This window comes from Pelagibius litoralis (assembly GCF_011683915.1).
In the GTDB taxonomy this organism is placed as follows: Bacteria; Pseudomonadota; Alphaproteobacteria; order Kiloniellales; family Kiloniellaceae; genus Pelagibius; species Pelagibius litoralis.
In genome coordinates this window covers 11,402-37,825 of sequence record NZ_JAAQPH010000022.1, presented here as the reverse complement: position 1 = coordinate 37,825, position 26,424 = coordinate 11,402, and the positions used below count along the sequence as shown (strand labels likewise).

At 64.0% G+C, this 26,424-nt stretch carries 29 protein-coding genes; 8 read left to right on the top strand and 21 right to left on the bottom strand.

Going from position 1 to position 26,424, the window contains the following annotated elements:
* Positions 1-42: 42 nt before the first annotated feature.
* Positions 43-948, top strand: a complete 906-nt coding sequence (locus HBA54_RS22850) for an AraC family transcriptional regulator (RefSeq protein WP_167229067.1) — start codon at positions 43-45, stop codon at positions 946-948.
* Between the two features lie 588 nt (positions 949-1,536).
* Here the strand turns inward: HBA54_RS22850 and HBA54_RS29955 are convergent.
* On the bottom strand, positions 1,537-2,013 hold the full coding sequence (locus HBA54_RS29955) for a Rid family hydrolase (RefSeq protein WP_167229065.1): 477 nt from the start codon (positions 2,011-2,013) through the stop codon (positions 1,537-1,539).
* 219 nt (positions 2,014-2,232) lie between these two features.
* Here HBA54_RS29955 and HBA54_RS22840 point away from each other — a divergent pair, with 219 nt between their 5' ends.
* Both HBA54_RS22840 and HBA54_RS22835 read left to right on the top strand, forming a co-directional pair.
* Positions 2,233-2,733: a DDE-type integrase/transposase/recombinase gene (locus tag HBA54_RS22840; RefSeq protein ID WP_205944852.1), complete on the top strand. Its 501-nt coding sequence runs from the start codon at positions 2,233-2,235 to the stop codon at positions 2,731-2,733.
* 238 nt (positions 2,734-2,971) lie between these two features.
* Positions 2,972-3,805: an IclR family transcriptional regulator gene (locus tag HBA54_RS22835; protein WP_167229063.1), complete on the top strand. Its 834-nt coding sequence runs from the start codon at positions 2,972-2,974 to the stop codon at positions 3,803-3,805.
* A 21-nt stretch (positions 3,806-3,826) separates the two neighbouring features.
* Here the strand turns inward: HBA54_RS22835 and HBA54_RS22830 are convergent, their stop codons facing one another.
* Genes HBA54_RS22830 through HBA54_RS22820 form a run of 3 tightly spaced genes read right to left on the bottom strand, consistent with a single transcriptional unit; the run spans position 3,827 to position 7,123 of the window.
* On the bottom strand, positions 3,827-4,600 hold the full coding sequence (locus HBA54_RS22830; protein ID WP_167229061.1) for an SDR family NAD(P)-dependent oxidoreductase: 774 nt from the start codon (positions 4,598-4,600) through the stop codon (positions 3,827-3,829).
* The gene (locus tag HBA54_RS22825; RefSeq protein ID WP_167229059.1) at positions 4,587-6,278 is read right to left on the bottom strand and encodes a thiamine pyrophosphate-binding protein; all 1,692 of its coding nucleotides are present in this window, start codon (positions 6,276-6,278) and stop codon (positions 4,587-4,589) included. Before HBA54_RS22825 ends, HBA54_RS22830 begins: the two co-directional genes overlap by 14 nt.
* Positions 6,279-6,331: 53 nt before the next feature.
* Positions 6,332-7,123 (bottom strand): phytanoyl-CoA dioxygenase family protein, encoded by a 792-nt coding sequence (locus tag HBA54_RS22820; RefSeq protein WP_167229056.1) that lies wholly within the window; start codon positions 7,121-7,123, stop codon positions 6,332-6,334.
* A 252-nt stretch (positions 7,124-7,375) separates the two neighbouring features.
* Between HBA54_RS22820 and HBA54_RS22815 the strand changes: the two genes are divergently transcribed.
* From HBA54_RS22815 to HBA54_RS22800, 4 genes are all read left to right on the top strand, one after another.
* A complete protein-coding gene (locus HBA54_RS22815) occupies positions 7,376-8,329 on the top strand; it encodes a Bug family tripartite tricarboxylate transporter substrate binding protein (RefSeq protein ID WP_167229054.1) in 954 nt (317 codons plus the stop codon).
* A 74-nt stretch (positions 8,330-8,403) separates the two neighbouring features.
* Positions 8,404-8,901, top strand: a complete 498-nt coding sequence (locus HBA54_RS22810) for a tripartite tricarboxylate transporter TctB family protein (RefSeq protein WP_167229052.1) — start codon at positions 8,404-8,406, stop codon at positions 8,899-8,901.
* A gap of 13 nt (positions 8,902-8,914) precedes the next feature.
* Positions 8,915-10,423 (top strand): tripartite tricarboxylate transporter permease, encoded by a 1,509-nt coding sequence (locus tag HBA54_RS22805; RefSeq protein WP_167229050.1) that lies wholly within the window; start codon positions 8,915-8,917, stop codon positions 10,421-10,423.
* A complete protein-coding gene (locus tag HBA54_RS22800) occupies positions 10,420-11,355 on the top strand; it encodes an NAD-dependent epimerase/dehydratase family protein (RefSeq protein WP_167229048.1) in 936 nt (311 codons plus the stop codon). The genes HBA54_RS22805 and HBA54_RS22800 overlap by 4 nt, the downstream gene beginning before the upstream one ends.
* Positions 11,356-11,437: 82 nt before the next feature.
* Here the strand turns inward: HBA54_RS22800 and HBA54_RS22795 are convergent, their stop codons facing one another.
* From HBA54_RS22795 to HBA54_RS22770, 7 genes are all read right to left on the bottom strand, one after another.
* Entirely contained in the window at positions 11,438-11,719 is a 282-nt protein-coding gene (locus HBA54_RS22795; RefSeq protein ID WP_322096098.1) for a DDE-type integrase/transposase/recombinase, read from the bottom strand.
* A 212-nt stretch (positions 11,720-11,931) separates the two neighbouring features.
* Positions 11,932-12,501 carry an NADPH-dependent FMN reductase gene (locus HBA54_RS30035; protein ID WP_437126245.1) on the bottom strand — a complete coding sequence of 190 codons (570 nt, stop codon included), beginning with the start codon at positions 12,499-12,501 and terminating at the stop codon, positions 11,932-11,934.
* Positions 12,461-12,619, bottom strand: coding sequence for a thioredoxin domain-containing protein (locus tag HBA54_RS30030; RefSeq protein WP_437126244.1), 159 nt, complete (start codon positions 12,617-12,619; stop codon positions 12,461-12,463). Before HBA54_RS30030 ends, HBA54_RS30035 begins: the two co-directional genes overlap by 41 nt.
* 6 nt (positions 12,620-12,625) lie before the next feature.
* A complete protein-coding gene (locus HBA54_RS30025) occupies positions 12,626-12,880 on the bottom strand; it encodes a thioredoxin domain-containing protein (RefSeq protein ID WP_437126243.1) in 255 nt (84 codons plus the stop codon).
* Between the two features lie 54 nt (positions 12,881-12,934).
* Positions 12,935-13,798: a VOC family protein gene (locus HBA54_RS29760; RefSeq protein ID WP_322096097.1), complete on the bottom strand. Its 864-nt coding sequence runs from the start codon at positions 13,796-13,798 to the stop codon at positions 12,935-12,937.
* A 2-nt stretch (positions 13,799-13,800) separates the two neighbouring features.
* Positions 13,801-14,892, bottom strand: coding sequence for an ACR3 family arsenite efflux transporter (gene arsB / locus HBA54_RS22775; protein ID WP_167229043.1), 1,092 nt, complete (start codon positions 14,890-14,892; stop codon positions 13,801-13,803).
* Between the two features lie 6 nt (positions 14,893-14,898).
* On the bottom strand, positions 14,899-15,252 hold the full coding sequence (locus tag HBA54_RS22770; RefSeq protein WP_167229041.1) for an ArsR/SmtB family transcription factor: 354 nt from the start codon (positions 15,250-15,252) through the stop codon (positions 14,899-14,901).
* Between the two features lie 54 nt (positions 15,253-15,306).
* Between HBA54_RS22770 and HBA54_RS22765 the strand changes: the two genes are divergently transcribed.
* Complete coding sequence (locus HBA54_RS22765; RefSeq protein ID WP_167229039.1) at positions 15,307-15,915, top strand: hypothetical protein; 609 nt, start codon at positions 15,307-15,309, stop codon at positions 15,913-15,915.
* 30 nt (positions 15,916-15,945) lie between these two features.
* On the opposite strand, the gene HBA54_RS22760 is transcribed toward HBA54_RS22765, so the two are convergent.
* From HBA54_RS22760 to HBA54_RS22715, 10 genes are all read right to left on the bottom strand, one after another.
* The gene (locus HBA54_RS22760) at positions 15,946-16,869 is read right to left on the bottom strand and encodes an MBL fold metallo-hydrolase (RefSeq protein WP_167229037.1); all 924 of its coding nucleotides are present in this window, start codon (positions 16,867-16,869) and stop codon (positions 15,946-15,948) included.
* Positions 16,870-17,384: 515 nt separating this feature from the next.
* Complete coding sequence (locus HBA54_RS29755; RefSeq protein ID WP_167229035.1) at positions 17,385-18,722, bottom strand: MmgE/PrpD family protein; 1,338 nt, start codon at positions 18,720-18,722, stop codon at positions 17,385-17,387.
* 12 nt (positions 18,723-18,734) lie between these two features.
* Positions 18,735-19,709, bottom strand: coding sequence for an ABC transporter ATP-binding protein (locus HBA54_RS22750; RefSeq protein WP_167229033.1), 975 nt, complete (start codon positions 19,707-19,709; stop codon positions 18,735-18,737).
* Positions 19,706-20,695 (bottom strand): ABC transporter ATP-binding protein, encoded by a 990-nt coding sequence (locus HBA54_RS22745; RefSeq protein ID WP_167229031.1) that lies wholly within the window; start codon positions 20,693-20,695, stop codon positions 19,706-19,708. Before HBA54_RS22745 ends, HBA54_RS22750 begins: the two co-directional genes overlap by 4 nt.
* The gene (locus tag HBA54_RS22740; protein ID WP_167229029.1) at positions 20,692-21,570 is read right to left on the bottom strand and encodes an ABC transporter permease; all 879 of its coding nucleotides are present in this window, start codon (positions 21,568-21,570) and stop codon (positions 20,692-20,694) included. The genes HBA54_RS22745 and HBA54_RS22740 overlap by 4 nt, the downstream gene beginning before the upstream one ends.
* Entirely contained in the window at positions 21,570-22,508 is a 939-nt protein-coding gene (locus tag HBA54_RS22735; protein ID WP_167229027.1) for an ABC transporter permease, read from the bottom strand. The genes HBA54_RS22740 and HBA54_RS22735 overlap by 1 nt, the downstream gene beginning before the upstream one ends.
* Positions 22,505-23,635: an NAD(P)/FAD-dependent oxidoreductase gene (locus tag HBA54_RS22730; RefSeq protein WP_167229025.1), complete on the bottom strand. Its 1,131-nt coding sequence runs from the start codon at positions 23,633-23,635 to the stop codon at positions 22,505-22,507. The genes HBA54_RS22735 and HBA54_RS22730 overlap by 4 nt, the downstream gene beginning before the upstream one ends.
* A complete protein-coding gene (locus HBA54_RS22725; RefSeq protein ID WP_167229023.1) occupies positions 23,632-25,032 on the bottom strand; it encodes an FAD-dependent oxidoreductase in 1,401 nt (466 codons plus the stop codon). The genes HBA54_RS22730 and HBA54_RS22725 overlap by 4 nt, the downstream gene beginning before the upstream one ends.
* Complete coding sequence (locus HBA54_RS22720) at positions 25,029-25,325, bottom strand: (2Fe-2S)-binding protein (RefSeq protein ID WP_167229021.1); 297 nt, start codon at positions 25,323-25,325, stop codon at positions 25,029-25,031. Before HBA54_RS22720 ends, HBA54_RS22725 begins: the two co-directional genes overlap by 4 nt.
* Positions 25,306-26,418 (bottom strand): NAD(P)/FAD-dependent oxidoreductase, encoded by a 1,113-nt coding sequence (locus HBA54_RS22715; protein WP_322096096.1) that lies wholly within the window; start codon positions 26,416-26,418, stop codon positions 25,306-25,308. The genes HBA54_RS22720 and HBA54_RS22715 overlap by 20 nt, the downstream gene beginning before the upstream one ends.
* Positions 26,419-26,424 lie beyond the last annotated feature (6 nt).

Sequence of the window (26,424 nt, the reverse complement as noted above, 5' to 3'; positions counted from 1 at the left end):
ATCTATAACGCATTGTCTTTAATTTATTATCGAAAGTCCGAAATGGCTGATCCGCTCTCCGAGATCATATCCCTTTTGCAACCGCAAGCGCCCTTTTCGAAACTGGTGGAGGCGTCTGGCCCGTTCAGGGTGCGCCGCGATGATGTGAATGAAGTGTTTTACTGCATGCTTCTCTCGGGGCGGGCCTGTCTGAAGGTCGACGGTAAAGCGCCCATAGAGCTAAGTACCGGTGATTTCGTACTTATCCCGGCGATCTCTCCCTTCACGCTTTCCAGCCTCGATCCATCACCGTCGCCCGGTCTGGTGAGCCGCCCGATTCCCGGCGACGACGGCATCGTCCGGATCGGGCCGCCCGAGGGACCCGCGGACGTACAACAGCTTATCGGGTATTGCAGTTTTGCCAGTCCGGACGCCGAGCTGTTAGTGTCGCTTTTGCCCGACAGAGTTGTTGTGCGCGGCGTAGGTCGTCTCGCGACATTGGCCGCACTGGTGCGAGACGAAGCGCGCGCAGATCGCCCAGCCCGAAATGTCGTGGTTGAGCACCTCTTGCAGGTCTTGCTGATCGAGGCATTGCGATCGTCCACGCAGTCGGAGGCGTCTCCCGGCCTGCTGCGCGGCTTGGCCGACGCGCGGATCGGCCCAGCGTTAAGGGCGATCCATGCGGAACCTCAACAAGCGTGGAGCGTGCCCGAACTCGCGAATGAGGCGGGGCTATCGCGCTCCGCCTTCTTTACACGGTTCAGCCGGATTGTTGGAGCGGCGCCAATGGGCTATCTGTTGAGCTGGCGGATGACGCTCGCAAAGCATATGCTGCGCTCCGGTCGCCACGCGATTGCAGAGATCTCAGACAGAATCGGTTATGGTTCTGCCAGCGCTTTTAGTACAGCCTTCGCCCGTCACGTTGGCGAACCGCCCGCACGCTATGCGAAGGCCACCGCCGGGATTTGATTCAACCGGCTCAGGATCGGGCACGAATTCCATCCGGCGAGCGTCATACTAAGGGGGCCGGGAGCGGTCGGTCCGGATTGAGAAAGCCCCAGCATCAAAGCGGTCAATAAGGTCGGGACGCGAAAGCGGGCGCTCAAAGCAAGGTCGCGGAAGCTTCAAGCTTCTGTGGCGGCGGCCTGCGCAATCTCTTCGTGCAGCTGCGCAAATGCTGCCTCGATCGTCGGTGGCCCTTTTGGTCGAGCATGCATCTCTTCAACGTACTGCGTCAAGTGTGGCGCATCGTCCAACATCCCCGCCTCGCGCGCCCCTGCGGGCGCTAAGCGGCCATCCATCGCACGCTCTGACAAACGTTAGGTTCGGCCTAGTGGGCCTGAGTATGTTGCAAGTGTGATTTGAACCGGCGCTTTAAGTCATTGATCTTCCGTAAAACGAAAAAGCCGGCCCATTGGACCGCCTTGGCTTGTCTTTGATGTCATTGGATTATTTTGGCTTGAATTGGTTGCGGGGGCACGCAAACACCTTTACCGAACAAAAATATGGATGTGATCAGGGGCCTGCAACCACCGAAACCAACATTCTCTTACTGTCTCAATATGATGGCGGCTGAGGATCTATCCCCACGCGTGCGGGGGAACCGTGTTTGGCGGTGGCGCCGACGGCCCGGCCCGGGGCCTTTCCCCGCGCGTGCGGGGGAACCGATAGAGGGGATCTCGGCTCAAGCTCTCGGCCAGGAGCAGTTCGAGCGTCTCGCTCGGGCGCCCGCGCCAACGGCTGAGCCTCGAGCGCTCGTGGCCCAATCCAGTCACACCAAACATCGTCCATCTCGGCCTTCATAGTCATATCATGCAGATAGACCGTTGCCTGAAGAATAGCTTTCTTATCACTATCCGCCTCCGCCAGTCTCTGATCGAGAAAATCAAGTGCGTTTTTTGTTTGTTCCTTAATATTAGGGGTTGGTACAGGATCATACGCAACCGCATATACAAGTCCTTCATATGAGGTGGCGAGACAACGCCCCTTTGCCGGTCCATGGACCCGTTCAATAACCAATCGATTTTCCTTCACATTTTTCTCCTTTCATCTTGGTGAGCATCTCGCATTCGCTTTGTTGAGGCTTCGATCAGGTCACGCCGAACTCAGCTCTCGAAGAGTCAATAGAAGCATCTCCAAAAGCAGTGTCAGAGAAAACCGGGTTGAGGCCGACAGGTTCCGCCCATAGTTTCTGCGGATGAAAATCCCTTACGTTGTTTCAACAGTTCACCCGAGGTCATTCGGCTCGCGGTGATGATGTACATTCGTTATCCGCTGTCGTTGTGGCAGGTCGAAGACCTATTGTTCGAGCGCGGCATCGACATCTGCCACGAGACGGTGCGGTTCTGGTGGAACCGGTTCGGCCCGATGTTTGCCAGCGCGATCAGGAAATACCGAGATCGCAAGGTGGCGCTCAATTTTCTGAAGCGTGCAATGAAACGCTACGGCCAGCCTCGGTCGATCGTAACAGACCTACTTCGTTCATACCGGGCGGCAATGAAGGTGATCGGCAACTCCGCCGACCAGATTTGCGGGCGCTGGCTCCACAGCCGGGCGGAAAACTCCCACCAGCCGTTCCGAAGGAGGGAAGGAGCGATGGCCAAATTCAGGGATATCAAGACCCTGCAGAAGTTCGCCTCCGTTCACGCCTCGATTCACAACCATTTTAATCTCGATCGCCACCTAAACCGCCGCGATATCTTCAAACAGAACCGTTCCGCCGCCCTGGCCGAATGGCATCAGATGGTGGCCTGAACGCCTCAGACCGGAGTTCTTCGCAGGTCGGTTCAGATTTCTTTGACAGCGCCAGGCGGCAATCTCCATGGCCGATCCCCGGGAACTGGGTAGCGACGTTCCCACCTCCATGGGCGTTCCGGCAGACCCGCAAAGCCGCGAAAGCCGGCCAGGACAACCTCGGCGGCCGACAAAGCGGGCCGTGACCTCGCGGTCCGCAGAAGATATACTCCCCACAGGAAATCTAAGCGATCGCTTCATGGTAATTTCAAGCGCCCCAACACAAAAAAAGTCCAAGCTCCAGCAGGACGAGTCCGCGCAGGAAAAGGACTACCGCTTCATGACCGCGCTGGAGCGTGGACTCTCGGTGCTGCGAATCTTCCCGCCCGGCAACCGCCCCCTCGGCAATGCAGAGATCGCCAAAGCGGTCGGCCTGCCCAAGGCGACGGTCACCAGGATCACTTTCACGCTGACTAAACTGGGCTACTTGCGCTACGACACAGAGCGGCGCAAGTACCAGCTCGGCCCGGGGGTATTGTCGCTCGGCTACAATGTGCTGGCGCAGATGGAGATTCGCGATACGGCCCGGTCGATGATGCGCGAACTGGCCGACTATGCCGACGCGTCGATCTACCTCGCGGTGCCCGACGGCACGGATATGGTCTATGTCGAGGCCTGCCGCGCGCCGACCTCGATGGTGATCCGCCTCGGCGTCGGCTCACGCGTGCCGATGGCGCAGACCAGCATCGGGCGCTGCTATCTGGCGGCACTGCCCAAGATTGAACGCGAGAAGCTGCTGGAGCGCATCGCCAAGACCTATCCCAAGACCGCATGGACGCGCGTCCGCAAGGAAGCGCTCGGTGAGATCGCGGCAGCCGAGAAGCGCGGCTATGCGGTCACCATCGGCGGCTGGATCTCCGAGTCCAATTCCGCCGGCTGCGTCATCCGTCGCGGCGACGGCTATCCGGTCTATGCCATCAACGTCGGCGGCCTGGCGTCGTTGGTGAACGAGCGGCGCATTCATAGCGATCTCGGCCCACGCCTGGTGAAGCTGGCCCGACAGATCGAAAAGGCCGCCATCTCGCTTGATTGAGCGGCCTCTTGGATCGGCCCCTTAGATCGACATGGCCTGGCCGCCGTTGACATCCAGCGTGGCGCCGTTGACGAAGCCGGCTTCCTCCGAGGCGATGTAGGCAATTGCCGCGGCGATGTCCTCAACCTGCCCGTGGCGGCGCACCGGAATGCTCTCCAGCACCCGGCGGCGTTCCTCTTCGCTCTGTCTTTCGGCCAGCAGTCGCTCGACCCGCGGCGTCACCACGGCGCCCGGGCAGACCGAGTTGCAGGTGATGCCGTTCGGCCCGAACTCCTGGGCGATCTGCAGGGTAAAGGCCTGCATAGCGCCCTTGGACGCAACGTAATTGGCGCCGGCAAAGAGGCTGCCGAAGCGCCCGGCCTTGGAGCCCATGTTGATGATGCGGCCGTAGCCCCGCGTCACCATGCCCGGCAGCACCGCCCGCGTCGTGCGCACGCAGGCGGTGACGTTTGCCGCCATGACCAGCTCCCAATCTCCATCGCTCTGCTCCAAGAACTTGAAAGGGGTATGCAGCGAGCCGCCAATATTGTTGACCAGGACGTCGGGGCCGCCGGAATTCTCTTCCAGTTCCCGCGCCGCCGCCGCGATCGCATTGGCATCCAGCATGTCGACGATCTGGATCTCGATGGACAGGCCCTCGGCGGCGGCCTCCTTTGCCGCCGCCTCCAGCAGTTCCACATCGCGGTCCCACAGCGAGACGCGGGCGCCTTCGCGTGCCAGGCGAAAACCGACGCCGCGGCCCAGGCCACTGCCGGCGGCCGTCACCAGCGCCCGGCGTCCCTCAAAGCGGTGCATGATCGCAGGCTTCGTGGTGTCTGGCTTCGGGGTCGACTTTGGCATCGATCACCACCGGCACGTCCATGCGGTGCGCTTCCTCCAGCGCGTCACGCAACTGGTCGGGGTGGCTGACCCGCATGCCGTGGCCGCCCATCGCCTGGGCCATGCCGGCGAAGTCGACCTCGCCGAAATCGACGGCGATCTGCGTGTCGCCGAGGTTGTCGCGCACCATGCCGAGGCCGGAGTTGTTGGACACCAGGAACACCACCGGCGCCTTCTGCTGCACGCAGGTGGCGATCACCTGCAGGGTCATCATGAAGCCACCGTCGCCGGCCAGGCAGGTGACGCGCTTGTCGCGGTGGACCAGCTTACAAGCCGCCGCGGCCGGCGGTCCCCAGCCCATGATGCCGGTGCCGCCGGGCACCAGCAGGCGCTCGCGGTAAGGCATGCGCAGGCCGAAGGTCGCCCAGATGCGGTTGGCGCCGGCATCGAGGGCGAGGTAGTCCTCCGGCGTGAGGAAGCCTTGGATGGCGCGCACCAGGTCGGCGTGATGCAGGTAGCCCTGGCGGGCGGAGACCTGGGGCAGCACGCCGTAGCCGGTTTCCTTCTGCACGGCGGCGATGGCGCCCAGGCGCGAACCACGGGTCTCAACCTTCAAACCGATCTCCGTCAAGAGGTCGATGACGTCGCGTACATCGGCGGTGATGGCGAGATCGACCGGGTAGACCCAGCCGGCGTTGCGCGCGTCGATGTCCACCTGCACCAGCGTCTGGTCGCCCGGGCGCACCATCGCCGGGTCGCGGAAGCGGGTGTAGTCCGGCCCCATGCTGGCGCCCAGCATGACCACGAGATCCGCCTGAGCCACGGCCACGTTGGCGCAGCGGTGGCCCCAGTTGCCGAGCATACCGACGGAGACCGCCTGGGTTTCCTCGATCACGCCCTTGGCATTGTAGCTCGTCGCCACGGCGATGCCGGCGCGGTCGGCGAGGACTTCCAACGCCGCACCGCTGCCCGACTGCAACACGCCGTTGCCCGCCACGATGACCGGGCGCTTGGCCGCGTCGATGAGGCGCGCCAGCTCAGCGACCGCTTCCGGGTCCGGCTTGGATGGCCGATGACGCAAATAGCCCGCGCTGTCGTAGAGCCGCGGCAAGGACTCCGCCTTCATCTCCTCGCGGATGATAGAGGTCTTCATGACCACCGCAGCCGGCCCCCTGCGCGGTAGGCTGGCGTGCTTGACCGCCATCTGCACGCCGTAGACCGCCTCCTCGGGGGTGTTGGCGTAGGTCGCATACTTGGTGATCGGTTTCAGGCTGGCCATCGCGTCGGCGCCGCCGTAGTCGCCGGTCATGGTCTGGTAGACACCCATCTGGCCGTAGCCGCCGTAGTCGGAAGTCTCGGTCAGGACCACCATCGGCGAGCCGGTGAAGTGCGCTTCCAGGATGCCGGCCGCGCCGACAGTAGTCAGCCAGGGACCCTGGCCCATCAGCACGGCGGGCTTTCCGGTCAGCCGCCCAGTGGTCTGCGCCATGATCGACGCGATCCATTCCGAGCGCGTCAGCACGACGTCGAGTTCGTCGCGGCGCTCGTAGAACGCCGGCAGCGACCAGGTCACCCCCAGCCCGGGCAGGGTAAAGGCGCGGGTGATCCCCGCGTCGATCAGCGTGTCGACGACATGCTCGCTCGTCTTGACCATATGATGACCATTTCTTTTCTCTGAGGGATAAGACTGTCTGTTCGAAAGATCGGCTAGGCGCCCTTGCCGATATAGAAGTCGTTGCCGGCACGGTCCTGGCCGCGCACCAGCCACAACGGACGCTTGGCGTAGTTCATCGTCGGCGACATCTCGGCCGCGTAGGCCGTGGCCGGATGATCGGAGCGGCGGTCGTAGAGCGCATCGGCCGGCATGTAGCGGATCGCGTAGTCGGCGCGCCGCTTGCCGGAGGTGTTCGGGTTGGAGCCGTGGATCACGTAGACGTCGTGCAGCGAGACTTGGCCGGGTTCCAGGATGCAGTCCGCTGCGCGACTCTCGTCCAGGTCGACGATCTCCTGCTTGATTGCGTAGTCGTCGCGCAACTGCACCGCGTGTTCCAGCAGGGCGCGCTCCTTATGAGAGCTGGGCACGTAGCGCATACAGCCATTCTCCGGCGTCGACCCGTCGATAGCGATGCGCAGGGTCACGGTCTTCAGCGGCGTGATCGGCCAGTACTGGCCGTCTTGGTGCCACGGCACCGCCTTGCCGGCGCCACCGGGCTTGGCGAACAGCATGCTGCCCCAAAGGATGATATCGGGACCGATAAGATCCTCCACCATGTCGAGCAGTTCGGGAAACTGGCAGAACTCGAGGAACGCCTCTGTGCCGAGGATCTGCGCCGACTGCCCCCAGGGATTGTGCGGGCCGGAGAGCTGCTCGGGCGGCACGTGGGGATGCCGCTCGATCAGATCGTCGACCGCCTGGCGCATCCGGCCGAGCACAGATTCCGGCACCCGGTAGTCCGGAATGACCAGCCCTTCCTCGCGGTATTGTTCGATTTCAGCCACGCTGAGGCGCTTGCCCGCCATGGTTCGTTTCCTCCGGGTGCTTTTGCTTTCGTTAAGCGGATCGTCTCATTTTTGGAATTGAGTTTCAATATCTGACATTATAGAAATTGAAATTCGCTTTCAGAAATGCGATGGTCTGGCCATAGCATGCCGGACGGCCGGGCGGACCCGACCCTCGCGAATGCCAATAAAAAGCACCGGGCAACACCGAATCTGTCCCGGCCAAAGAAAAAAACACAATGGGAGGAATGCATGAATTTCAGAATTTTCGTCGCCGCAGCCGTCAGCGGCCTCGCCGTGCTTGGCTTGGTCCAGCCGGCCAACGCCTTTCCTGACCGGCCAGTGACGATGGTGGTTCCCTTCAGCGCCGGCGGCGGCACCGACATCACCGCGCGGACGCTGGCCGGACCGATGGCCGAGGCACTGGGCAGCGAGTTGCTGGTGAAGAACACCGCCGGCGCCGGCGGCACCATCGGCACCGCCGAGGTCGCTGCGGCCCGCACCGTCGGCTACACCATTGGCATGATGCCGGTCGGCCCGATGACCACGCAGCCGCACCTGCGCAAGCTGCCGTACTCACCGGAATCCTTCGACTACATCTGCCTCGCCTACTCCGCGCCGTCGTCGATCGTGGTGCGCAAGGACTCGCCCTTCAACAGCCTGGCCGACATGGTCGACTATGCGAAGGCCAATCCCGGCAAGCTGAACTTCGGCGTCCAGGCGATCGGCTCCATCCCGCACGTCGCCGGACTCGGCCTGGTCGATGCGACCGGGATCGATATTGCGTTCATCCCCTTCAAGGGTAGCGCGCCGACCTTCAAGGCCATGCTGGACGGCAGCGTCGACATGTTCGTCGCCCACATCTCCTTCCTCACCCAGAACGCCGACCAGGTGAAGTCGATCGCCATGCTGTCGGACGAACCGGTATCGACGGCACCGGACCTGCCGACCGCCAAGCAGCAGGGCGTGCCGTTGAACTTCCCCATCTGGGGCGGCCTGGTCGCCCCCAAGGGAATTCCCGCCGAGGCGCGAGACACCTTGGAGTCGGCCTGCGAAAAGGGTATGAACTCAAAAGCTTTCGGTGATCGTATGGCGGATCTCCGCATGCCCGTCACTTTCATGAAGGGCAGCGACTTCGAGACCTTCGTGCAGGCGGAGTTCGCACGCAACGCCAAGCTGCTGGCGAAAGCCGGTCTGTCGAACTGACCCGGCCCACCTGAGTAAACGGGGAGCGGCCGGCACAACAGCCGCTCCCCTCACTCTTTGCGTGATCGAACGAAATGGCCAGCAAGACCCCCCGCCTGCCGGTGAACGGCACCAGCCTTGTCGCCTGCGTCACGCTCGCCGCATCGACGTTCATGCTCTGGCATACCTTCGATCCGGCCTACGACACCGCTTTCGCCTCCGCGGGCCGCGGGCCGGTGTTCTTTCCCCGCATCCTCCTGGTCATCATGCTGATGCTGAGCGCCGCGGTACTCGCCCAGTCGGTAACCCGCCCGCGCGTCCCGGAGACGGAAACCGCCGCCCTCGCCTGGCGCGCCCTTCTCTCGGTGCTGCTCGCTGCCGTGGCGACCGGACTCTATCTCTATCTGATCTACGTCATCGGCTACCTGCTGGCCTCAATCGCTTTCAGCTTCGTCCTGCCCGTGGTGTTCGGCTATCGGCGCTGGGTAGTCACGGCGACCTTCGCCGCGGTCTACGCGACCGCCACCTGGTACGTCTTCGAAATGATCTTCCGCATCGTGCTGCCGAAGTCTCCCTGGTTCATTTATTTCTGAAGGTTCTCTGCCGATGGACGTCGCGCTTCTTGGGTTGGAACAGATTCTTACCTGGCAGACCATGCTGGCGGTCGTGCTGGGCACCGCTTTGGGTGTCGCCGTCGGCGTGCTGCCCGGCCTCGGCTCGGTGGTCGGCATCACCATGGTGCTGCCCTTCACGCTGACCATGGGCCAGATGCCCGCCGTCGCGGTGCTGCTGGGGATCTACTGCGGCTCGGTCTATGGCGGGTCGATCACCGCCATCATCATCAACACGCCGGGCACGCCCCAGGCGGCGGCGACCGCGCTGGACGGCTATCCCATGGCCGCGCGCGGCGAGGCCGACCTGGCGCTGGGCTGGGCCACCACCGCCTCGCTGATCGGCGGCCTCTTCTCCGTCCTGGTGCTGATGCTGGCGGCACCGCAGCTCGCCGCCTTCTCGCTGAACTTCACTTCGGTCGAATACTTCGCCCTCGGCGTCTTCGCGCTGATCTGCATTGCCCAGGTGTCTCAGGGCTCGATGCTGAGGGGTCTGCTGTCGGGCGCGATGGGCATGTTCGTCGCCACCGTCGGCGTCGACCCGGTGATCGGCGACATGCGCTTTACCTTCGATAGCTTCGCGCTCTCCGCCGGCATCTCGCTGATCCCCGCCATCGTCGGCCTCTTCGCCCTGTCTGAGATGTTCGTTCGTATCGCCGAGCGCTATACCCCCACCGTCAAGGTCGACTTCAAGGTCGGCTTCAAGATGCCGCCCCGATCAGCCTGGCGCGGGCGCCTGGTCCTGCTGCTGAAATCCTGCCTCATCGGCTCCTTCATCGGTGCGCTGCCGGGCACGGGCGCGGCGACCAGCGCCTTCATCAGCTATTCCGAGGCCAAGCGCTCCTCGCCCAACCGCGCGCGCATTGGCAAGGGCGAGCCCGACGGCATCATCGCAGCGGAGAGCGCCAACAACGCCGTCACCGGCAGCGCCCTGGTGCCGACCCTGGCGCTGGGCATTCCCGGCGATCCGGTGACCGCGGTGATGCTGGGTACACTGATCGTCCAGGGCATCACGCCGGGCCCGCGCCTCTTCATCGAGCATCTCGATGTCGTCTACGCGATCTTTTTCATTCTCATCGCCGCCAACGTCGCCATGTTCGCGATCGGGGCGGTCGGCGCCCAGGCCTTCACCCGGGTGTTGCGCGTGCCGGAATCGCTGCTGATGACGGCGGTCGTGGTGATCGCCTTGCTCGGCGCCTACGGTGTGCGCGGCAATTCTCTGGACCTGGTGATCGCCTTCGCTGCCGGGATCGTCGGCTTCGTCATGCGGCGCACCGGTTTTCCCATCGCCCCGATGGTGATCGGCATGGTGCTATCGCCGATGATCGAGAACGCGCTGCGACAGTCGCTGATGCTGACGCGGGGCAGCTTCTGGGCCTTCTTCGAACGACCGATCACCCTGGCGCTCTTCGTGGTGACCGCTGCCATCCTGCTGTGGCCGTTGGTCCGCTGGCTGCTGCGGGCGGCGAAAACGCACAACGATGCCCAGGACCGCAGGACATGAGCCTCCGGGATGACAATAGGGGACGCCCGCTGCTGCTGACCGGCGCCTCCGGATTCATCGGCGCCTGGACCCTGCGCCGCGCCGTGGAAGCCGGCCAGCCGATGGTCGCCTGCGACCTGACCGACGACCGTCGGCGCTTCACGCAGATCGCCCCCGCCCTATCCGAGAGCGATCTCATCACCTGGCGGGCGCTCGACGTCACCGATGCCGAAGCAGTCTCCCGGGCCGTCGCGCAGCATCGTCCGCGCGCCATCATCCACCTCGCCGCCCTGCAGATTCCGGACTGCGCGCGCAATCCGCGGCTCGGCGCCCTGGTCAATATCCTCGGCCACCTCAACCTGCTGGAGGCGGCACGCGAGCAGGGCGGGCTGCCGTTGGTCTATGGCAGCTCCGCCGCGGCCAAGCCGCGCGGCCCGGCCGCCGCGCCGGCCAACCTCTACGGCGTCTACAAGAAAACCGGCGAGGAGATCTCCCGTCTGTACTGGCAGGACCACGGCGTGCCGTCGATCGGCCTGCGCCCCTACATCGTCTATGGCCTCGGGCGCGACCAGGGCGAGACCTCCGCGCTCACCCAGGCGATGCGTGCCGCTGCCAGGGGCGAGCCGTACGAAATTCCTTTCAGTGGGCGATTCTGCTTCCAGTACGCAAGCGACGTAGCCGATATTTTCCTGGGCTGCGCCAGCCGCAAAATCGAAGGCGCACGGACCAGCGACCTCTCCGCCACGTTGGAGAGTGTCGAAAATGTGGTCGCCGCCATTCGGGCCACCGTGCCGAAGGCCCGCATCACCGTAGCGGACCGTTTTCGTCCCGGGCCGGAAGGTAGTTTCGAAACTGGTGCCATCGAGGCGCTGCTGGGAAGCCTGCCGAGAACGCCGCTGGCCGAAGGCGTCAGGGCCACCATCGACTCGTTCAGAGTCGCGGCCGACTGTTGATTGGATCGCTAGATCTGGAAAGTAACGTTGGTGGTGTCAGGCTAATGCGCACCGGTCTCTAAAGTGGGAGGCATCGGTGCCATTAGGCTGCCAATTGACGCCATTCGGCCAGGGCGGCTGAGCGGTTCTGCTTGAAGATGTCGCGGCGGTTGAGGTGACGTTCCAGGTTGAAATGGTTATGGATCAAGGCGTGAACGGAAGCGAACTTCTGCAGGGTCTTGATGTCCCTAAATTTTGCCATCCCTCCCTCTCGTCTTCGAAATGGCTGATGCGAGTTTTCCACTCGGTTGTTGAACCAACGTCCACATTCCTGACGCTGGCATTGACATTTATGGACGCCCCCCTGATTGCAAGTGGTTTTGATGATTAGAAGCGGGCTGGGTTTGCAGTCATCTAATCCGGCCTTTCAGTGCAGCATAGTCTTTGCCGCGGGCCCTGATGGAATCCGAGGATCGACGCCCCATCACGTTAGCGAGCTCAAAGCTCGGACAATGCCTCGGGTTTGGCCGGTCCCGGTCACCCTGTTTCGCCATCAAGTCATCGTCACCCTCGCAATAGAGTTCGTTCCACTGTCCGTTATGCGGCCGCGCGAGCCTCGGCCCGGAATGTTTCGCCTCGGCTGAGCATTGCCCACACAACACGGGCCGTCTTGTTGGCCATAGCCACCAGAACGACATTTGTGGGCCGGCGCGCGCGCAGGGCTTCCTGCCATCGCGACCGTCCCTCCTTTTTACGCCTGGACCACAGCAGAACTGTTCGCGCGCCATGAACCAGGAGCTTTCCCAGATAGTCGTCTCCACGTTTCGATATTCGCCCGATCCGTTCCTTGCCGCCGCTGGAATACTGTCGGGGGACCAACCCAAGCCAGGCTGCATCGTCGGGCAGCGGCAGACCGGAGAGGTTGAAGGTGCGGGTCTCGGCACCGAAGCGACGAAGGATTCGCGCTGCTTCTTCGGTCACCAGCCGGCTGAAGGAGCGATTCCGGAGCGAGCCGTGGAGCAGCAGAATTCGCGGCCAGTTCGTGTTCGACGCCGAGGGTAGGAGACGCCCCCTTTCGACCTGGCGGAAGCTGGCGTCGTCGAGGTTCGGGAGAGTTTCGATCGGATCAGGCAACGCGCCGCCCCTCCGCGTCGACGATGAGCTCACCGTCTTCCTTGGCAAAAGGGCCCGGCGGAAGCTGCTCGAGCAGATCCAGCACCGCCTCGCTGGGCCGGCAGAGACGCACGCCTTTCGGGGAGCAGACGATGGGGCGGTTGACCAGCACCGGGTACTAGATCATGGCAGCCAGCAGTGTTTCGTCATCGACGGCGGGATCGAGCAGGCCGAGTTCCTCCGCCGGCGACTTGGTCGTGCGCAGGGCCGAGCGCGGAGTCAGATCCGCCGCGGCGAAGAGTCCGAGCAGTTGCACCCTCGTCCAGCCTTCCTTGAGGTACTCGATAACCACGGGATCATAGCCAGCCGCCCGGATGATCTGAAGTGTGTTGCGGAAGGTCCCGCAATCCGGGTTGTGATAGACGACGATCATCTGTTTCCCTTCCCTACAATCGTTCGAGCCCGACAGCCGAAAGCAACGCCACCTTCAGGCCGCCGCCGGCTCCGTGCCGGGGACCAGGAACACCGGCATCTCGTCCACCGGCTTAACGGCCAGTTCGGCCTCGGTCAGGCGCGCGTAGATCTCGATCAGCGTGCCGTCCGGGTCGTTCAGCCACAGCTCATGCAGCGGCGTGCCCTTCCAGGTCGTCCGTGGCGGCTTCTCCACCTGGGCGCCGAAAGCGATGGCGCTGTGATAGGCGTCGATCACCGCATCGCGGTCCGCCATGCCGATGCCGAGATGGTAGAGCGTGTCGTAATGCAGTTCTTTACCGTCCGACACCAGCAGGACGAAGTTCAGATTGAGATCCGGGCGGATGAAGGTGGCGTAGCGATGCGTCCACTCTTTCGGCCAGGTGCCGAGCAGCCAGGCATAGAAGCGCACGCTGGCCGGCAGATCGGCGACGCGGACGCTGCCGTGGAATTCGTTCGACGGCGGCCCCTGCGGCACGTCGAGCAGGCTTTTCAGGATCTCGATCCGCCCCTTGATCTGGTCGCGCGCGGTGCGGAAGCGCCGGCGCATTTCCTCTGGCGCAATCGAGCTGTCTTTCGAGGCGGGATCGGAGATCGGCCAGTGCAGGCGCCGGACCCGGCCCGGCAGCACCGGGCAGACCTCCTCGGCGCAGAGCGTGACGACGAGATCGACACTCCCCGGATCGATGTCATCGACCGACTTCGAATGCTGGCCCGAGATGTCGACGCCGATCTCGGCCATGGCCTCGACCACGTAGGGGTTGACCTGGGAGGGCGCCGAGCCGGCGCTGCTCACCCTTGCCTGCCCGCCGAGCAGGTGGCGCGCCAGCCCCTCGGCCATCTGGCTGCGTGCGGAATTGGCGACACAGAGGAAAAGGATGTTTATCGACGCTTCTCCTGAGCGTGCAGAGCGATGGGCGCTGATCCCGACGAGGCCTCGTGCTGAACGGGGAAATATCTCGTTGTGCGGTTGGCCAAGGCGACCAGGGACAACATCACGGGCACCTCGACGAGAACGCCCACCACCGTCACCAGCGCCGCGCCGGAGTTGAGGCCGAAGAGGCCGATCGCCACGGCGACCGCCAACTCGAAGAAGTTCGAGGTGCCGATCAGTGCGCAGGGCGCCGCGACATTGTGCGGCACGCGCCAGGCCCAGGCCGCGGCGTAGGCAATAACGAAAATTCCATAGGACTGGATCAGCAGCGGCACGGCGATCAGCGCGATCAGCAGCGGCCGCTCCAGGATTACTTGCCCCTGGAAGCCGAACAGCAGCACCACGGTGGCCAAGAGACCCAGGATCGAGAATGGCTTCACCCCGGCCGTGAAGCGGCTGACCGCCGCCTCCCCGCCGGCGCCGTTGGCATGCCGGACCAGGGCGGTCCGCGTTATGGCCCCCGCAGTCAGCGGAATGACCACGTAGAGAACGACCGAGAGCAGCAGCGTCTGCCACGGGACCTGCAGGTCGGTGACGCCAAGAAGAAGGGCGACGATCGGCGCGAAGGCGAAGACCATGATGATGTCGTTCAGCGACACCTGGACCAGGGTGTAGTTAGCGTCTCCCCGGGTCAGCTGCGACCAGACAAAGACCATCGCCGTGCAGGGCGCCGCGCCCAGCAGAATCAGGCCGGCGATGTATTGGCCGGCGTCAGCCGGGTCGATCAGGCCGGCGAAGATGTGCTCGAAAAAGAGCACGCCGAGCGCCGCCATGGTGAAGGGCTTGATGAGCCAGTTCACCACCACCGTGATGACGAGCCCCTTGGGGCGCCGGTGGACGTTCTTGAGACTCCCGAAGTCGACCGCCACCATCATGGGGTAGACCATGGCCCAGATCAGGACCGCGACGACGAGGTTGACCGAGGCGTACTCCCAACTCGAGACGACCTCGAAGACGCCGGGGAGGAGATTTCCCAGGATGATGCCCGCGACAATGCAGAGGGCAACCCACAGGGAGAGATAACGTTCAAAGGCGGACATGCAAATCTACTCCGAAAAGGCCGGTGCAGGCGCGGCCTCGACAAGCTGCAGGAACGCACGCAGCGGTGCGACGGCCTCGGGATTTAGGGAATAGCAGACCCGCGGCCGGGCGATCTCGCCGACGATCAGGCCGGCTTCCTTCAGGATACGCAGGTGCTCCGAGGTGGTAGAGGCGGCCAGGCCGATCTCCTCGACAATGTCGCAGCCGATGCAGCTGCGGCGGCGCAGCAGCGTATCCACGACCTTGACCCGGGCGGGGTGCGCCAGGGCCTTGGCCAGCATTGCAATACCCTCGGCGTCGAGGGAGTCCGTCTCACCGGAGGACCCTGCCGGCAGCTTTCGCGCGGGTTTGACAGCCATTCGGCGCTCCTGCTATTCGTTATTCGTCGAATTACGAATAGCAGGGCGGAAATCTTGGCGCAAGGGCATTGGAAAGCCGGTCTGAAGGAAGGATTTCTCGGCGCGGGGATCTTCCTCGCGGCGCTGCTCGGGGTCGGCATCGCCGGCGCGCTGGAATGGCGCTGGCCCCTGTTGCTCGCAATGGTCGCCACCCTGCTTCTGGTGGGCAGCGGCCTCTCACTGGGGCGCCGATTGCCATGGGAGCACAGCCTGTTTCGACGAGCCTCCTGGGTAAGGCCGGCCGTCGAGGTCGCCGCCTCGGCCGCAGGGCTCAGCCTTGCCGCCGCCTTCCTGCCGCAGATCCAGGCCTTTGTCTGCAGCCCTCTGGTGCCCTGGAAGATCTCCATAGCCCTTCTCGGCGCCTTCGCCACCTCCTGGCTCACAGCGACAGCCAACCGGGCGCCACGGATGAGAGAAGCCGCCCCCTATCTAATCGTGGCCGCCCTGTTCTGGATCGCGCCCTTCTACGGGTTCTTCCACGGCCCCTGGCTGCTGGGCCAGGGACTCGCCCTTGCCTGCGACGGAAGACCCTTGGCTTCGGTCATCCTTGCCGCTGCCGGCATGCTCATTGCGGCCGAGGCCGGCCGGTCATCGGCCCGCTGGCTTTGGGGCCAGAATCAGTGAAGCAGCCTTCGCCGGCGGCGCCCTGGCGGCTCACTCCCATTCCATCTCCGAGAACACCTGCTGGGCATTGCGGCCCGCCAGGGCGTCGAACTGCTCCAGGTGGGCGAAGGCCGACTGGTCAACCTCGACTGAGCCGATCATGTCGCCGCCGGCATCGATGTAGGCCCGCATCCGGTCCCGCAGGTTGACGAGGTAGTCGTAGGTCTCCGCCCGGGCCTGCCCCAGGGTGGCCAGGTGGCCGTGGCCGGGCACGACATGCAAGGGATCGAGGGCGGCCACCGCCTCGAAAGCCTGCAGCCAGAGCCGGGAACTGGACTGCGGGCCGACCCCGAGCAGGCGCTCCACATAGACGATGTCGCCAGTGAAGACGACCCGCCGCCCGGGCAGCCAGACATAGCTGTCGCCCGGGGTGTGCGCGGGGCCGGCGTGCTTCAGTTCGAAGCGCTCACCGCCGAGGGTGAAGGCATAGGTGTCCTCGAACACCTCATCGGCAAAGGCTTGCTCGGTACCCTCCAGAGCAGCTCCGAGCAGCTCGCGCAGGACTGTCATCTGCATCGAGGCCCGCTCGCGCTGATCGGCCACCGCGGCCGCGGAAGCGATGACCCTGGCACCCTTCGCCCGCCAATAGCCGTTGCCGAGCCAGCGGTGATCCTGTCCCCCGGTGTTGATGACGACCTTCACCGGCTGATCCGTCAGGCCCAGAATGACCCGGTCGATCTCCTCAGCGCCGCGCCGGCTGCCGCCCGGGTCGACCAGCACCACGCCCTCGTCGGTCACCACCACGCCAAAGGTCGCGTTGTTGGCGAGATTTTCTGAAGAACGCTGCTCCTTCTCACCGACCAGCGCATAGACGCCTTCAGCGACCGGCTGCACCTCCAACGCCAGGGCCGGCGTCGCGAACAGCAATAATAGGCCGCCGCCCCAGGCCAGCAGTTGGATCGATCTTCTCGTCATTCTCATTGTATTCCCGCCCCCCGATCCGTACTCCGCTTCTATGAAGCCCGCCGGCAGCACCGTCGTTGATCCGGGTCAATCCACCGATAAAGGAAACAGGCTGGATCGACGATGATCCCTTACTGTCAAAGGCGGAACTCAAGACCGAAGCGGAAGAGGTCAGCTATAGGCCATTGAGTCGACGAATCGGTCGCTGTCGACCGTTGGATGACGTTGGTTTAGGTTGGATTCAGGGGCACGCAACCACCTTTACCGAACAAGAATATGGATGTGATCAGGGGCCCACAACCATAGAAAACGACATTCTCTTGCAACATCAATCTGATGATTTTTGAGTGCTTAAGAAATCAGCGAATCCAGTTATTTAGGCCTGTCGGGATGGCCATTGCGTCTCATCCCCGGCAAGCAACCTAGGACCGCAGCCAGAACAAAAAACTCAACGGCACCGATTCCCTCTCAAATTGACCATGATCGACCGGATATCTGCCACTTGCTATGTTCCGATCCAGCCGGTCTCAGCACCCAAGGGGCCGTTGGAGAATCTTCCTCAAGGTAACGAGATCTCCTTCTCGCAATCGTCCGACAGCGTCGAGCAGGTCCTGTTGCTGCCTCGAAGTCATCATCCGCCGCGATGCATGCCGAAACTTGCCTTGGAGATCTTGCCAGGACAGTGGATTCGACGCTTCGCCGCGCGGCGCCGTCAGCGGCGATTCGAAACTGGCTGTCGCCGTTTTCACGACCACGCGGGCGAGACTTTCGGCCGGGAAGCGGTTGTCGATCTCCGGGTCCAGGTGAAGGCTCACTTTCCTGGCAAAGGCTGTCACCTCAAGTCGATTCAGCACTGCTTCCTCCAACGGTAAGAAGGCGTCACTCCCAACCAGGGCCGCTAAGCCCAGGCAGTAGGGTATGCTGTACTGCACATCGATCAGGTTTTCCGGCTCGGGGCGATTCGAAAGCCGCAAGGCGCCCCCGTAGGTGTACACCTCGACCGCCACGATTTCCCGCGGCGACAGCGCGTTCCCCAGGATCAAGGCTTCAAGAGCATCGACGGGCGCGTGGACATGCCGGCAACAGCAGAACGGCTTGAAGTAGGTCGAGCATATTGCCGGCGATCCTGCCAAGCTGTCCGCTATCTTTTGGCGCGCATAGTGAGGGGCATGGTCGAGCATATCCAAGGGACCGGTCAGGCCGGCCTCGGCCAGGCAGAGCGCCGTAACGGCATTGGCCGTCGCCCAGGCGATGCCCTCCTTCACATCGTTGCCCAGCGGCGCCGGAAAAGACGACCCATCGCCAACGCTCAGGAGGTTGGGGGCCGTCATCCCAGCGATCGCCAGCGCATGGGAGAGCTGCTCCGGTGGCGTATGCCGCAGATACCCGGCGGCGGCAACCGCCCCGAAGCCGCACCACATGCCGGAACGCGCATAGGAGCCGCGCGCCGCGGCAACCCCGACAGCGACCTGATAGCCCACAGCGATGGCGCCCAGCAGTTGATCCGCCGTCGCATCGGTCTCCGCTGCCACCGCAAAGGCAGCCGGAATCACGGCGGCGCCGGGATGCCCCCGCGCCAGCCGATGTCCATCATCGAGATCGAGTGCAGAGGCGGCGGCGGCATTGCAAAACACCGCCCCCGGCAGCGTCGTCTTGAGATCGGACAACCAGATCGCGGCTGTCCCCTCGCCGAAAAGCATAGGGGCCACCTGTCGCGCCCGGGCGGTACTCTGCACCGGAAACCCGGCAACCGCCGCCGCCATCAGATCGAGGATGCAGCGCAACGCCCCTTCCCGCGCCTCCGGTGACAAAGCCTCCCTGGTCTGGCTCTGTACGTAGTCCGCGAGAACCTGGGTAATGTACACCTGCCCTGACCTTCAATCGAAGAGGTGGCAGGCGACTTTGCGCCCCGGCGCCTGGGCCTTGAGTTCCGGCAACCGCTCGCCGCAAACCGGCATCCGGTGCGGACAGCGGGTATGGAAAGCACAGCCCCTCGGAGGGTCTGCAGGCGAAGGAATCTCGCCCTCGTTCTTGATAAGGGTCAAACGCCGGGTGGGATCCGGCACCGGTGAAGATTCACGCAGCAGCTGCGTGTAGGGATGTGCCGGCGCATCCAGCACCTCCTTCGTCGGCCCGGTCTCGACGATACGGCCGAGATACATGACGCAGACCGAGCCGCAGAAATGGCGAACCACACCAAGGTCATGAGAGACGAAAAGAAAGGAGAGGCCGCGCTGCGCCTTCAGCTTGTCCAGGAGGGTCAGGATCTGCGCCTGTACAGAAACGTCGAGGGCCGAGACCGGCTCATCGGCGACAACCAGTTCAGGATTGAGCACCAGCGCCCTGGCGATCCCGATGCGTTGGCGCTGACCACCGGAGAATTCATGCGGATAGCGGTCCAAGGCCTCCAGCGGAAGGCCGACTTCGGCGATCGCCGCCTCGGCCTTCTCGCGAATCTCGGCCCGGGTGCCGAGGCGGTGGACCCTCAGCGGTTCCTCCAGCGTTTTGCGGATGCTGCGCCTTTGGTTCAGCGAGGAATAGGGGTCTTGAAAAATGAACTGCAGGCGCTGCCGTAACTTGCGCAAGGCTGCACGCGACGCCTGGCGGATATCAACACCGTCGAAGACCACCTCACCCGCGTCCGGTTCCGTAAGGCGCAGAATGGCCCGTGACACGGTCGATTTTCCGCAACCGGATTCACCGACCAGGCCGACACTTTCCCCCGGCGGGACATCGAGAGAAACATCCGTCACGGCCTGGATTACCTGCCGCTTCCCGCTCAAAAGGCCGCCAAGCCGGAAGTGCTTGGTGAGATGGCGGACCGCAAGCCCCCCTGCAGATTCATCGCTCATACGGCTGCCTCCTGCCCGGCGCGGACAACACAACGTACTACGTGATCGGCCTCCGCGGCCAAGGGCGCCAGGGCCGGGTGGCGATCGCAGTCCGGTTGCCGCAACGGGCAGCGCGGCGCAAAGGCGCAGCCCACGGGCAGCGCCGTGATGCCCGGCACCTGGCCGGTGATCGGCTCCAGCCCGGCACTGTCCCGGTCGACCCGCGGCATCGCCTTCAAGAGCACTTCGGTATAGGGATGGGACGGCTGCTCGAAGATCTTGTTCACACTGGCAAACTCGACGATCTCCCCCGCATACATAACCGCCACACGGTCCGCCATCTGCGCGACCACCCCGAGATTGTGGGTGATGAAAAGGATCGACATGCCATAGCTCTGCTTCAGTTCGTTCAACAGCGCCAGGACTTGCCCCTGGATCGTCACATCGAGCGCCGTGGTCGGCTCGTCGGCCAGCAACAGCTTGGGCCGGCAAGCCAAGGCCATGGCGATCATCACCCGTTGGCGCATGCCGCCGGAAAACTGATGCGGGTAGTCGTTCAAACGTTGGCGCGCAGCCGGTATGCGCACCTCCTCCAAAAGGCGCAGCGCCTCTGCCATGGCGGAACGACGCGTACTGCCCCGATGGATCTCGATGACCTCGGCAATCTGCGCCCCAACGGTCATGGTCGGATTGAGAGAGGTCATCGGCTCCTGAAAGATCATGGCAATGGCCTCGCCGCGCAGGCGGATCATCTCCGCCTCCGACAGACGCGCCAGATCCTGCCCGGCAAACATCACGGAGCCCTTGGCGATCCGTGCGCCAACCGCCGGCAACAGGCGCAGAATCGAAAGCGCCGTGGCGCTCTTACCGCTCCCTGACTCGCCGACAAGGGCGACGGTCTCGTTGGCCTCTACCGCCAGCGTGAAGTCGCGCACCGCAGGATACCAGCGCCCGGCAATCCGGAATTCGCTTTGCAGCCCCCGCACGTCAAGCACCGGATCGGTCATGCCGCGTTCTCCGAGCGCAGCTTCGGGTCAATGGCATCGCGCAGCGCATCGCCGAGAATATTGAGCGCAAGCACCGTGACAAGAATGGCCAGGCTGGGGAAAATCGCCAACCACCAAGCAGTCAGGATGTTCTCGAAGCCCTCGCGGATCATACCGCCCCAGGTCGGCGTCGGCGGCTGCACCCCCAGGCCGATGAAACTGAGCGAGGCCTCCATGCGGATCGCACTGGCCATCCAGAGAGATCCCATGACCACCACATCGGAGGCCATGTTGGGCAGGATATGAACCCCCATGATGCGCAGGGGACCGAAGCCGAGGGCCCGCCCGGCCTCGACGAAATCACGTTCTTTCAGGCCGATGGTCGGTGCTCGTGCCACACGGGCGAAGGGCGCCATCTCGGTAAAGGCAATGGCGATGATGAGGTTCTCCAGATTAGCCCCCAGCATGGCGGCGATCATCAGGCCGAGAAGCAACGTCGGAAAAGCCAACATGACGTCGACGATGCCCATGACGATCTGGTCGAACAGCCCGCCGATGTAACCCGCCAGAATGCCGATGGTCGAACCCACGAACATGGCGATGGCGACGGCAACGAAACCGACCATCAGCGAAATACGCGCGCCGTAGATAAGCCGCGACAACACGTCCCGCCCGAAAGAGTCGGTGCCCAGGAGAAACTCGGCCGAAGGCGGCTCGAGGCGATGGATGATATTTTGTTGCAGCGGATCGTGAGGTGCCAAGAGCGGTGCGAAAACGGCCATGAAGACGATGGCGGCGAGCAGCGCAAGACCGACCCATGACAATTTATTCTGCCGCAGGGTCGCAAGGATCGCGTTGGAGCGTCGCGGCGCGGAAAGGGTGGTGGTATCAGCCATCAGTCGTAGGTCACACGGGGATCGATCAGGCCATAAGCCAGATCCGTCAGGGTGTTGACGGTGATGATGAAGGCGGCGAAAACAACCATCAAGCCCTGCAGCAGGGTGTAGTCGCGCGATGTCAGGGCGCCGAGGATGAGTTTGCCGAGGCCGGGCCGGGTGAAGACGATTTCCGTCAGCACGGAATTGCCGATCAACGTGCCGAAATAAAGCCCTACCACGGTGACTACAGGGACCAGCGCGTTCCTGAGTGCATGACGCAGGACCAGCCGGGTTTGGCTGACGCCCTTGGCGCGCGCCGTGCGAATGTAGTCCTCGCCCAGCACGTTCAGCATCGACGAGCGGGTGACGCGGGTTATGTAGGCAGCCATGATGATACCCAGGTTTAAGGCAGGAAGCGCCAGATTGCGCAGATGATCGACAGGGTCGCTGGCAGCAGCGCTCATGACCGGCAGCCAGCGAAGGTGAACGGCAAAGACCAGCAGCAGCAGAATGGCGGAAACGAAGCCCGGCAGAGAAAGGCCGGTCAGTGAGATAATCCGGCTTGCGTAGTCCGGCCAGGCATTGCGCCGAAGCGCCGCCCAGGTACCCAGCGGCAGACCCAGGAGCGCCCCGATGAAAAGAGCCGCCGCCGTCAGCTCCAGGGTGTAGGGCAACACCTGCAGCACCTCCTCAAGGACCGTGCGGCCGCTGGTCATGGAGCGGCCGAAGTCGCCGCTCAGCGCCCTGGCGAGAAAGTCGACATACTGCACGTGGATCGGCTCGTTGAGACCGAGCTGGCTGCGCATCGCCTGCAGCGAGGCCTCGGTCGCCTGGTCGCCGAGCATGGCAATGGCCGGATCGCCGGGCACCAAGCGCACCAGCACGAAGATCACGGTCAGCATGGCGAGCAGGGTCGGCACGGCAAGCAGCAAGCGCTTGATGACGTGGCGGATCATGCCGCGGCCTCCTTGGCCATCAGGCGGCGCGCGTCAAAGGCGGCAATCGGACGATTGGTGCCACCGTGCAGCACCAACTCGGCAATCGCCGCACCGACCACCGGCACGAGCTGGAAACCATGACCGGAAAATCCAAAGGCATGGGCGACGCCCGGCGCATTCGGCGAGAGGCCGATAACCGGCAAGAGATCGACCGTCTTGGCCTCCAGCCCGGCCCAGGCGCGTACAATCCGCACGTCGCGAACGACCGGGAAGAGCTCACTCACCGTCCGCGCGGCCTTCGACAGAGCTGCGAAATCAACCGTGGCCTCCTCTTTCTTAAGGTCAAAGCGCCCCTGAACACCACCGCCGATCAACAGCGTTCCCTGGTCTGTCTGCTTGAGAGAAAGCGGGCGGCCAACAGAACTGACCACCGGTTTGACCAAGGGGTTCATACGTTCGGTCACGATCATCATAGAGGCCTTGGTGCCCAGCGGGATGCGATCACCGACCAGGGCCGCCACCTCTCCCGCCCAGGCGCCGGCAGCATTTACCAGGTTCGGCGCCTCAAACACCCCGCAGGCGGTGCGCAGGCGCCAGCATTCTCCCGCCCGTTCGATCGCTTCGACCCCGCAGTTCTCGCGCAGCGTGACGCCAGCGGCTTCCGCGGCGCGACGAAAAGCCCGCAGCGTGCGGTGGGGATCGGCGGCACCGTTGTCCCGCGCCACGGCAGCACCGATACAATGGGGCGCGACATGGGGCAGCAGGCGCTTCAGTTCCCGGGCATCGACGATCTCCTCGTGATCGTAACCAAGGCTTCGCAGCGCGCTGTGACGTTGCTCCAGCACCTGCAGCTCCGCCCGGTTCTCGGCGACCCTGACTTGACCGTGGGCGTGAAACCCGCAGTCGTCCCCGACCAGGGCCGAAATCTCGTGCCACATGGTCATGGCTTCCAGCGCAAGCGGCACCTCGGCGAAGTCGCGGCCAAGGGTGCGCACACCGGCCGCCGAAGCGCCCGAGGCATGGCGGCCCAGCCAGGAGCGCTCCAGCAGGGTCACACGCGCGCCACCACGAGCGAGGTGCAGCGCCGCCGAAAGCCCATGCAGGCCGCCGCCGATGACCACGGCATCGTAAACCGAGGCAATCATAGCGCCGACTCCTCGACATGCAGGGCTGCCAGGTCGCCGAGCGACACCGGCTTTAACGGCGGGCGGATATGGAAGAAACCGACGTCACCAACGCTCTTGTCCTGCTGGCGTGCCAGCAGGTGCGAAACCGTGTATCCGCATTGACGCCCCTGACAGGGTCCCATGCCGGCTCTGGTGAAGGCCTTCACCTGGTTGGGACCGCTGCCGCCCAGCCTTGCCGCATCAAGGATCTGTTTGGCGGTTACCTCCTCGCAGCGGCAGACGACCGTCTCCGCCGCCGGCACGAAGATCTCAGGCCGGGGCCGGTAGAGCGCATCGAGGAAGGGGCGCGTTGCAAGGGCGCGGGCCAGTTCGCGGCGCGGCGATTTGGCGAGGCGCGCTGCTTCGCTTTCTGACGACTTGCCAAGACGGCGGGCAATCCCGATAGCGGTGATTTCACCGCGAAGGCGGGCCGCCTCCGCCCCACCGATACCCGCGCCATCGCCGGCAACAAAGAGGCCTTCGCGGCTGGTTTCACCCCAATCGTCAAGCCGCGGCGCAAAGCAAAGCTGATCGTCGCGCCAATCGTGTTCGCAACCCAGCGCCAGGGTGAAGTGAACGCCGGGCACCACGCCTTCATGCGCCAAGAGGACTTCAGCGGGCATCGAAATCCACTCGCCGCCACGGCGGCGGTACGCGATCGTCTCTAGCCGGTCGTTGCCCTTGGCTTCGATCTCGGCCACATCGCTGATGACCGGGATGCCGGTACGGCGCAACTGCCACAGCCATCGGGCGCCCTTGTACAAATCACGCCAGCCGGTAAGCGCAGCGGGAAAATGCGGTAAAGCCTTTGAGAAATTCTCGCGCGGCGCGGTGTCGAGATACCCGGCCAGGCGGCCACCCAGCGCCAGGAGCTGCGTCATGTAGAGCAAAGGCAGTGGGCCTGAACCGGCCACCCAGACCGGATTCTCAGGGACTTGGCCGGAGGTCTTCAGCATGATCTGCGCACCGCCGACGCTGACCACGCCCGGCAGCGTCCAACCGGGAAAAGGGTTGGGACGCTCCTGCGCCCCGCTGGCCAGCAGCAGAATCGGCGCAGTTACCATTCCGACGGCATCGCCGGTCTTCACAAAGACGCGCCAACCCTCTTCGATCTGCCAGACCTGCGCCGCAAGACGCAATTCGGCGCCGCTGGCCCGCAACACCGCCGCAGGGCCGGCACCGGCCCGGTAGTCCTTGCCAAGCGCATTTTCCAGAGGGCCGTTGTGGCTGGTTTCTATGCCCCGCCAGATTTGTCCGCCAAGTGCCGGTTGCTCGTCGATCAGCGTGACAGCGACCCCGCAGTCACGAAGCCGGGTCGCCGCGGCCATGCCCGCGGGGCCGGCACCGAGGATGATCACATCGGGGCCAGGGCTCACAGCGGCACCTCGCGCCGGCCGTGCTGGCGCTCCACCCGCATCCCGGCACGCACGGGAACCAGACAGGTCTGCACCGAAGCGACTCCATCGACGACAGCCAGGCAGTCAAAACACACACCCATCAGGCAATAAGGCGCGCGCCGGCTCTCACTGACCGGTGTGGTCCTGGTATAGAAAGGCACCGTGCGCAGCAGCACGGAGGCGAGCATTTCACCTTCGGCCGCCATGACGGTCTCCCCGTCGATGACAACCGGGACCGCCTTCTGCTGGGAATCAAATGGCCTGACGAACATCACGGGAAAAGCGCTGGTGGTGAAAGGGTTCAAGGTTTGCCGGTAAAACGCCTCTGTCGATGGCCTCGGCCAGGCGCTCCGCGTGGCAGGCAGCGAGCGTGACGCCGGAATGACAGAGCAAGGCGAAAGCGCCGGGATGACTCTGCGATTGCGCATAGACAGGAAAACTGTCGGGGGTCATGACCCGCAGACCCGACCACTGGCGCACCAGACGGGCGCCGGCCAGCCTGGGAACGACCTGCAGCGCCTTATCAGCCAGGTAGGCGGCCGAGCTCATGGTCGTGCCGGCATCAAGGCCGACCTCTTCCTTCGTCGCACCGATCATCACCGTCCCTTCGGCGGTTTGGCGCAGCCCGCTTGCAGGCAGCGGCAGAAACGGCGCCATGCGCTCTGTCACCAGAACCTGCCCGCGCTGCGGCCGCAGCGGCACGTCGAGGCCGACCTGCAGCGCGAGGCCCTTGGTGGCAACGCCCGCGGCAATGACAACCTTGTCGGCGCCAAAGACCTGATTGGCCGTGGCAACCCGGAACCCCTGTTCCCCGCGCTCGATCTGCGAAACCTCGCAAGCCGCCAGTACACGGCCACCAAGCCGTTCGATCCCGGCATGCATTGCCTGCAGCAACCGCAGCGGATTCACCTGGCCATCCCGCCAGCAGTAGCTGGCGCCGCTGACATTGTTGCCGAATTCAACCCGCGGCAGCCGTTTCTCAAGCGCGACCCGGTCGAGCATTTCGCAATCCTGTTCCGCCGCGCTGAGTTGATTGTGCAGTCGATGCAGCGCCAGCCCGCGCGCCTCGAAATCCCTGTCGCCGAGACAAAAGGCCAAACCGCCCTTGCGCTCGTAGTCGACCGGCACGCCGGCAACCTCCGCCAGTTCTCCGGCGAACTGGGGCCAGAGGTCCGAGCTGTCGCGCGTCAGAACCTGATAAGCCGGCATGTCCGCGCCCTTGCCCTGAACCCAGACCAAACCGAAATTGGCCCGGGCAGCCCTGAAGTCCCCATCGCCGCCGTCCAGCACGAGCACGCGGCGACCGGCCCGCGCCAGCCCGTAGGCGACGGCCGAACCAACCATTCCGGCTCCAACAATGATCACTTCAGC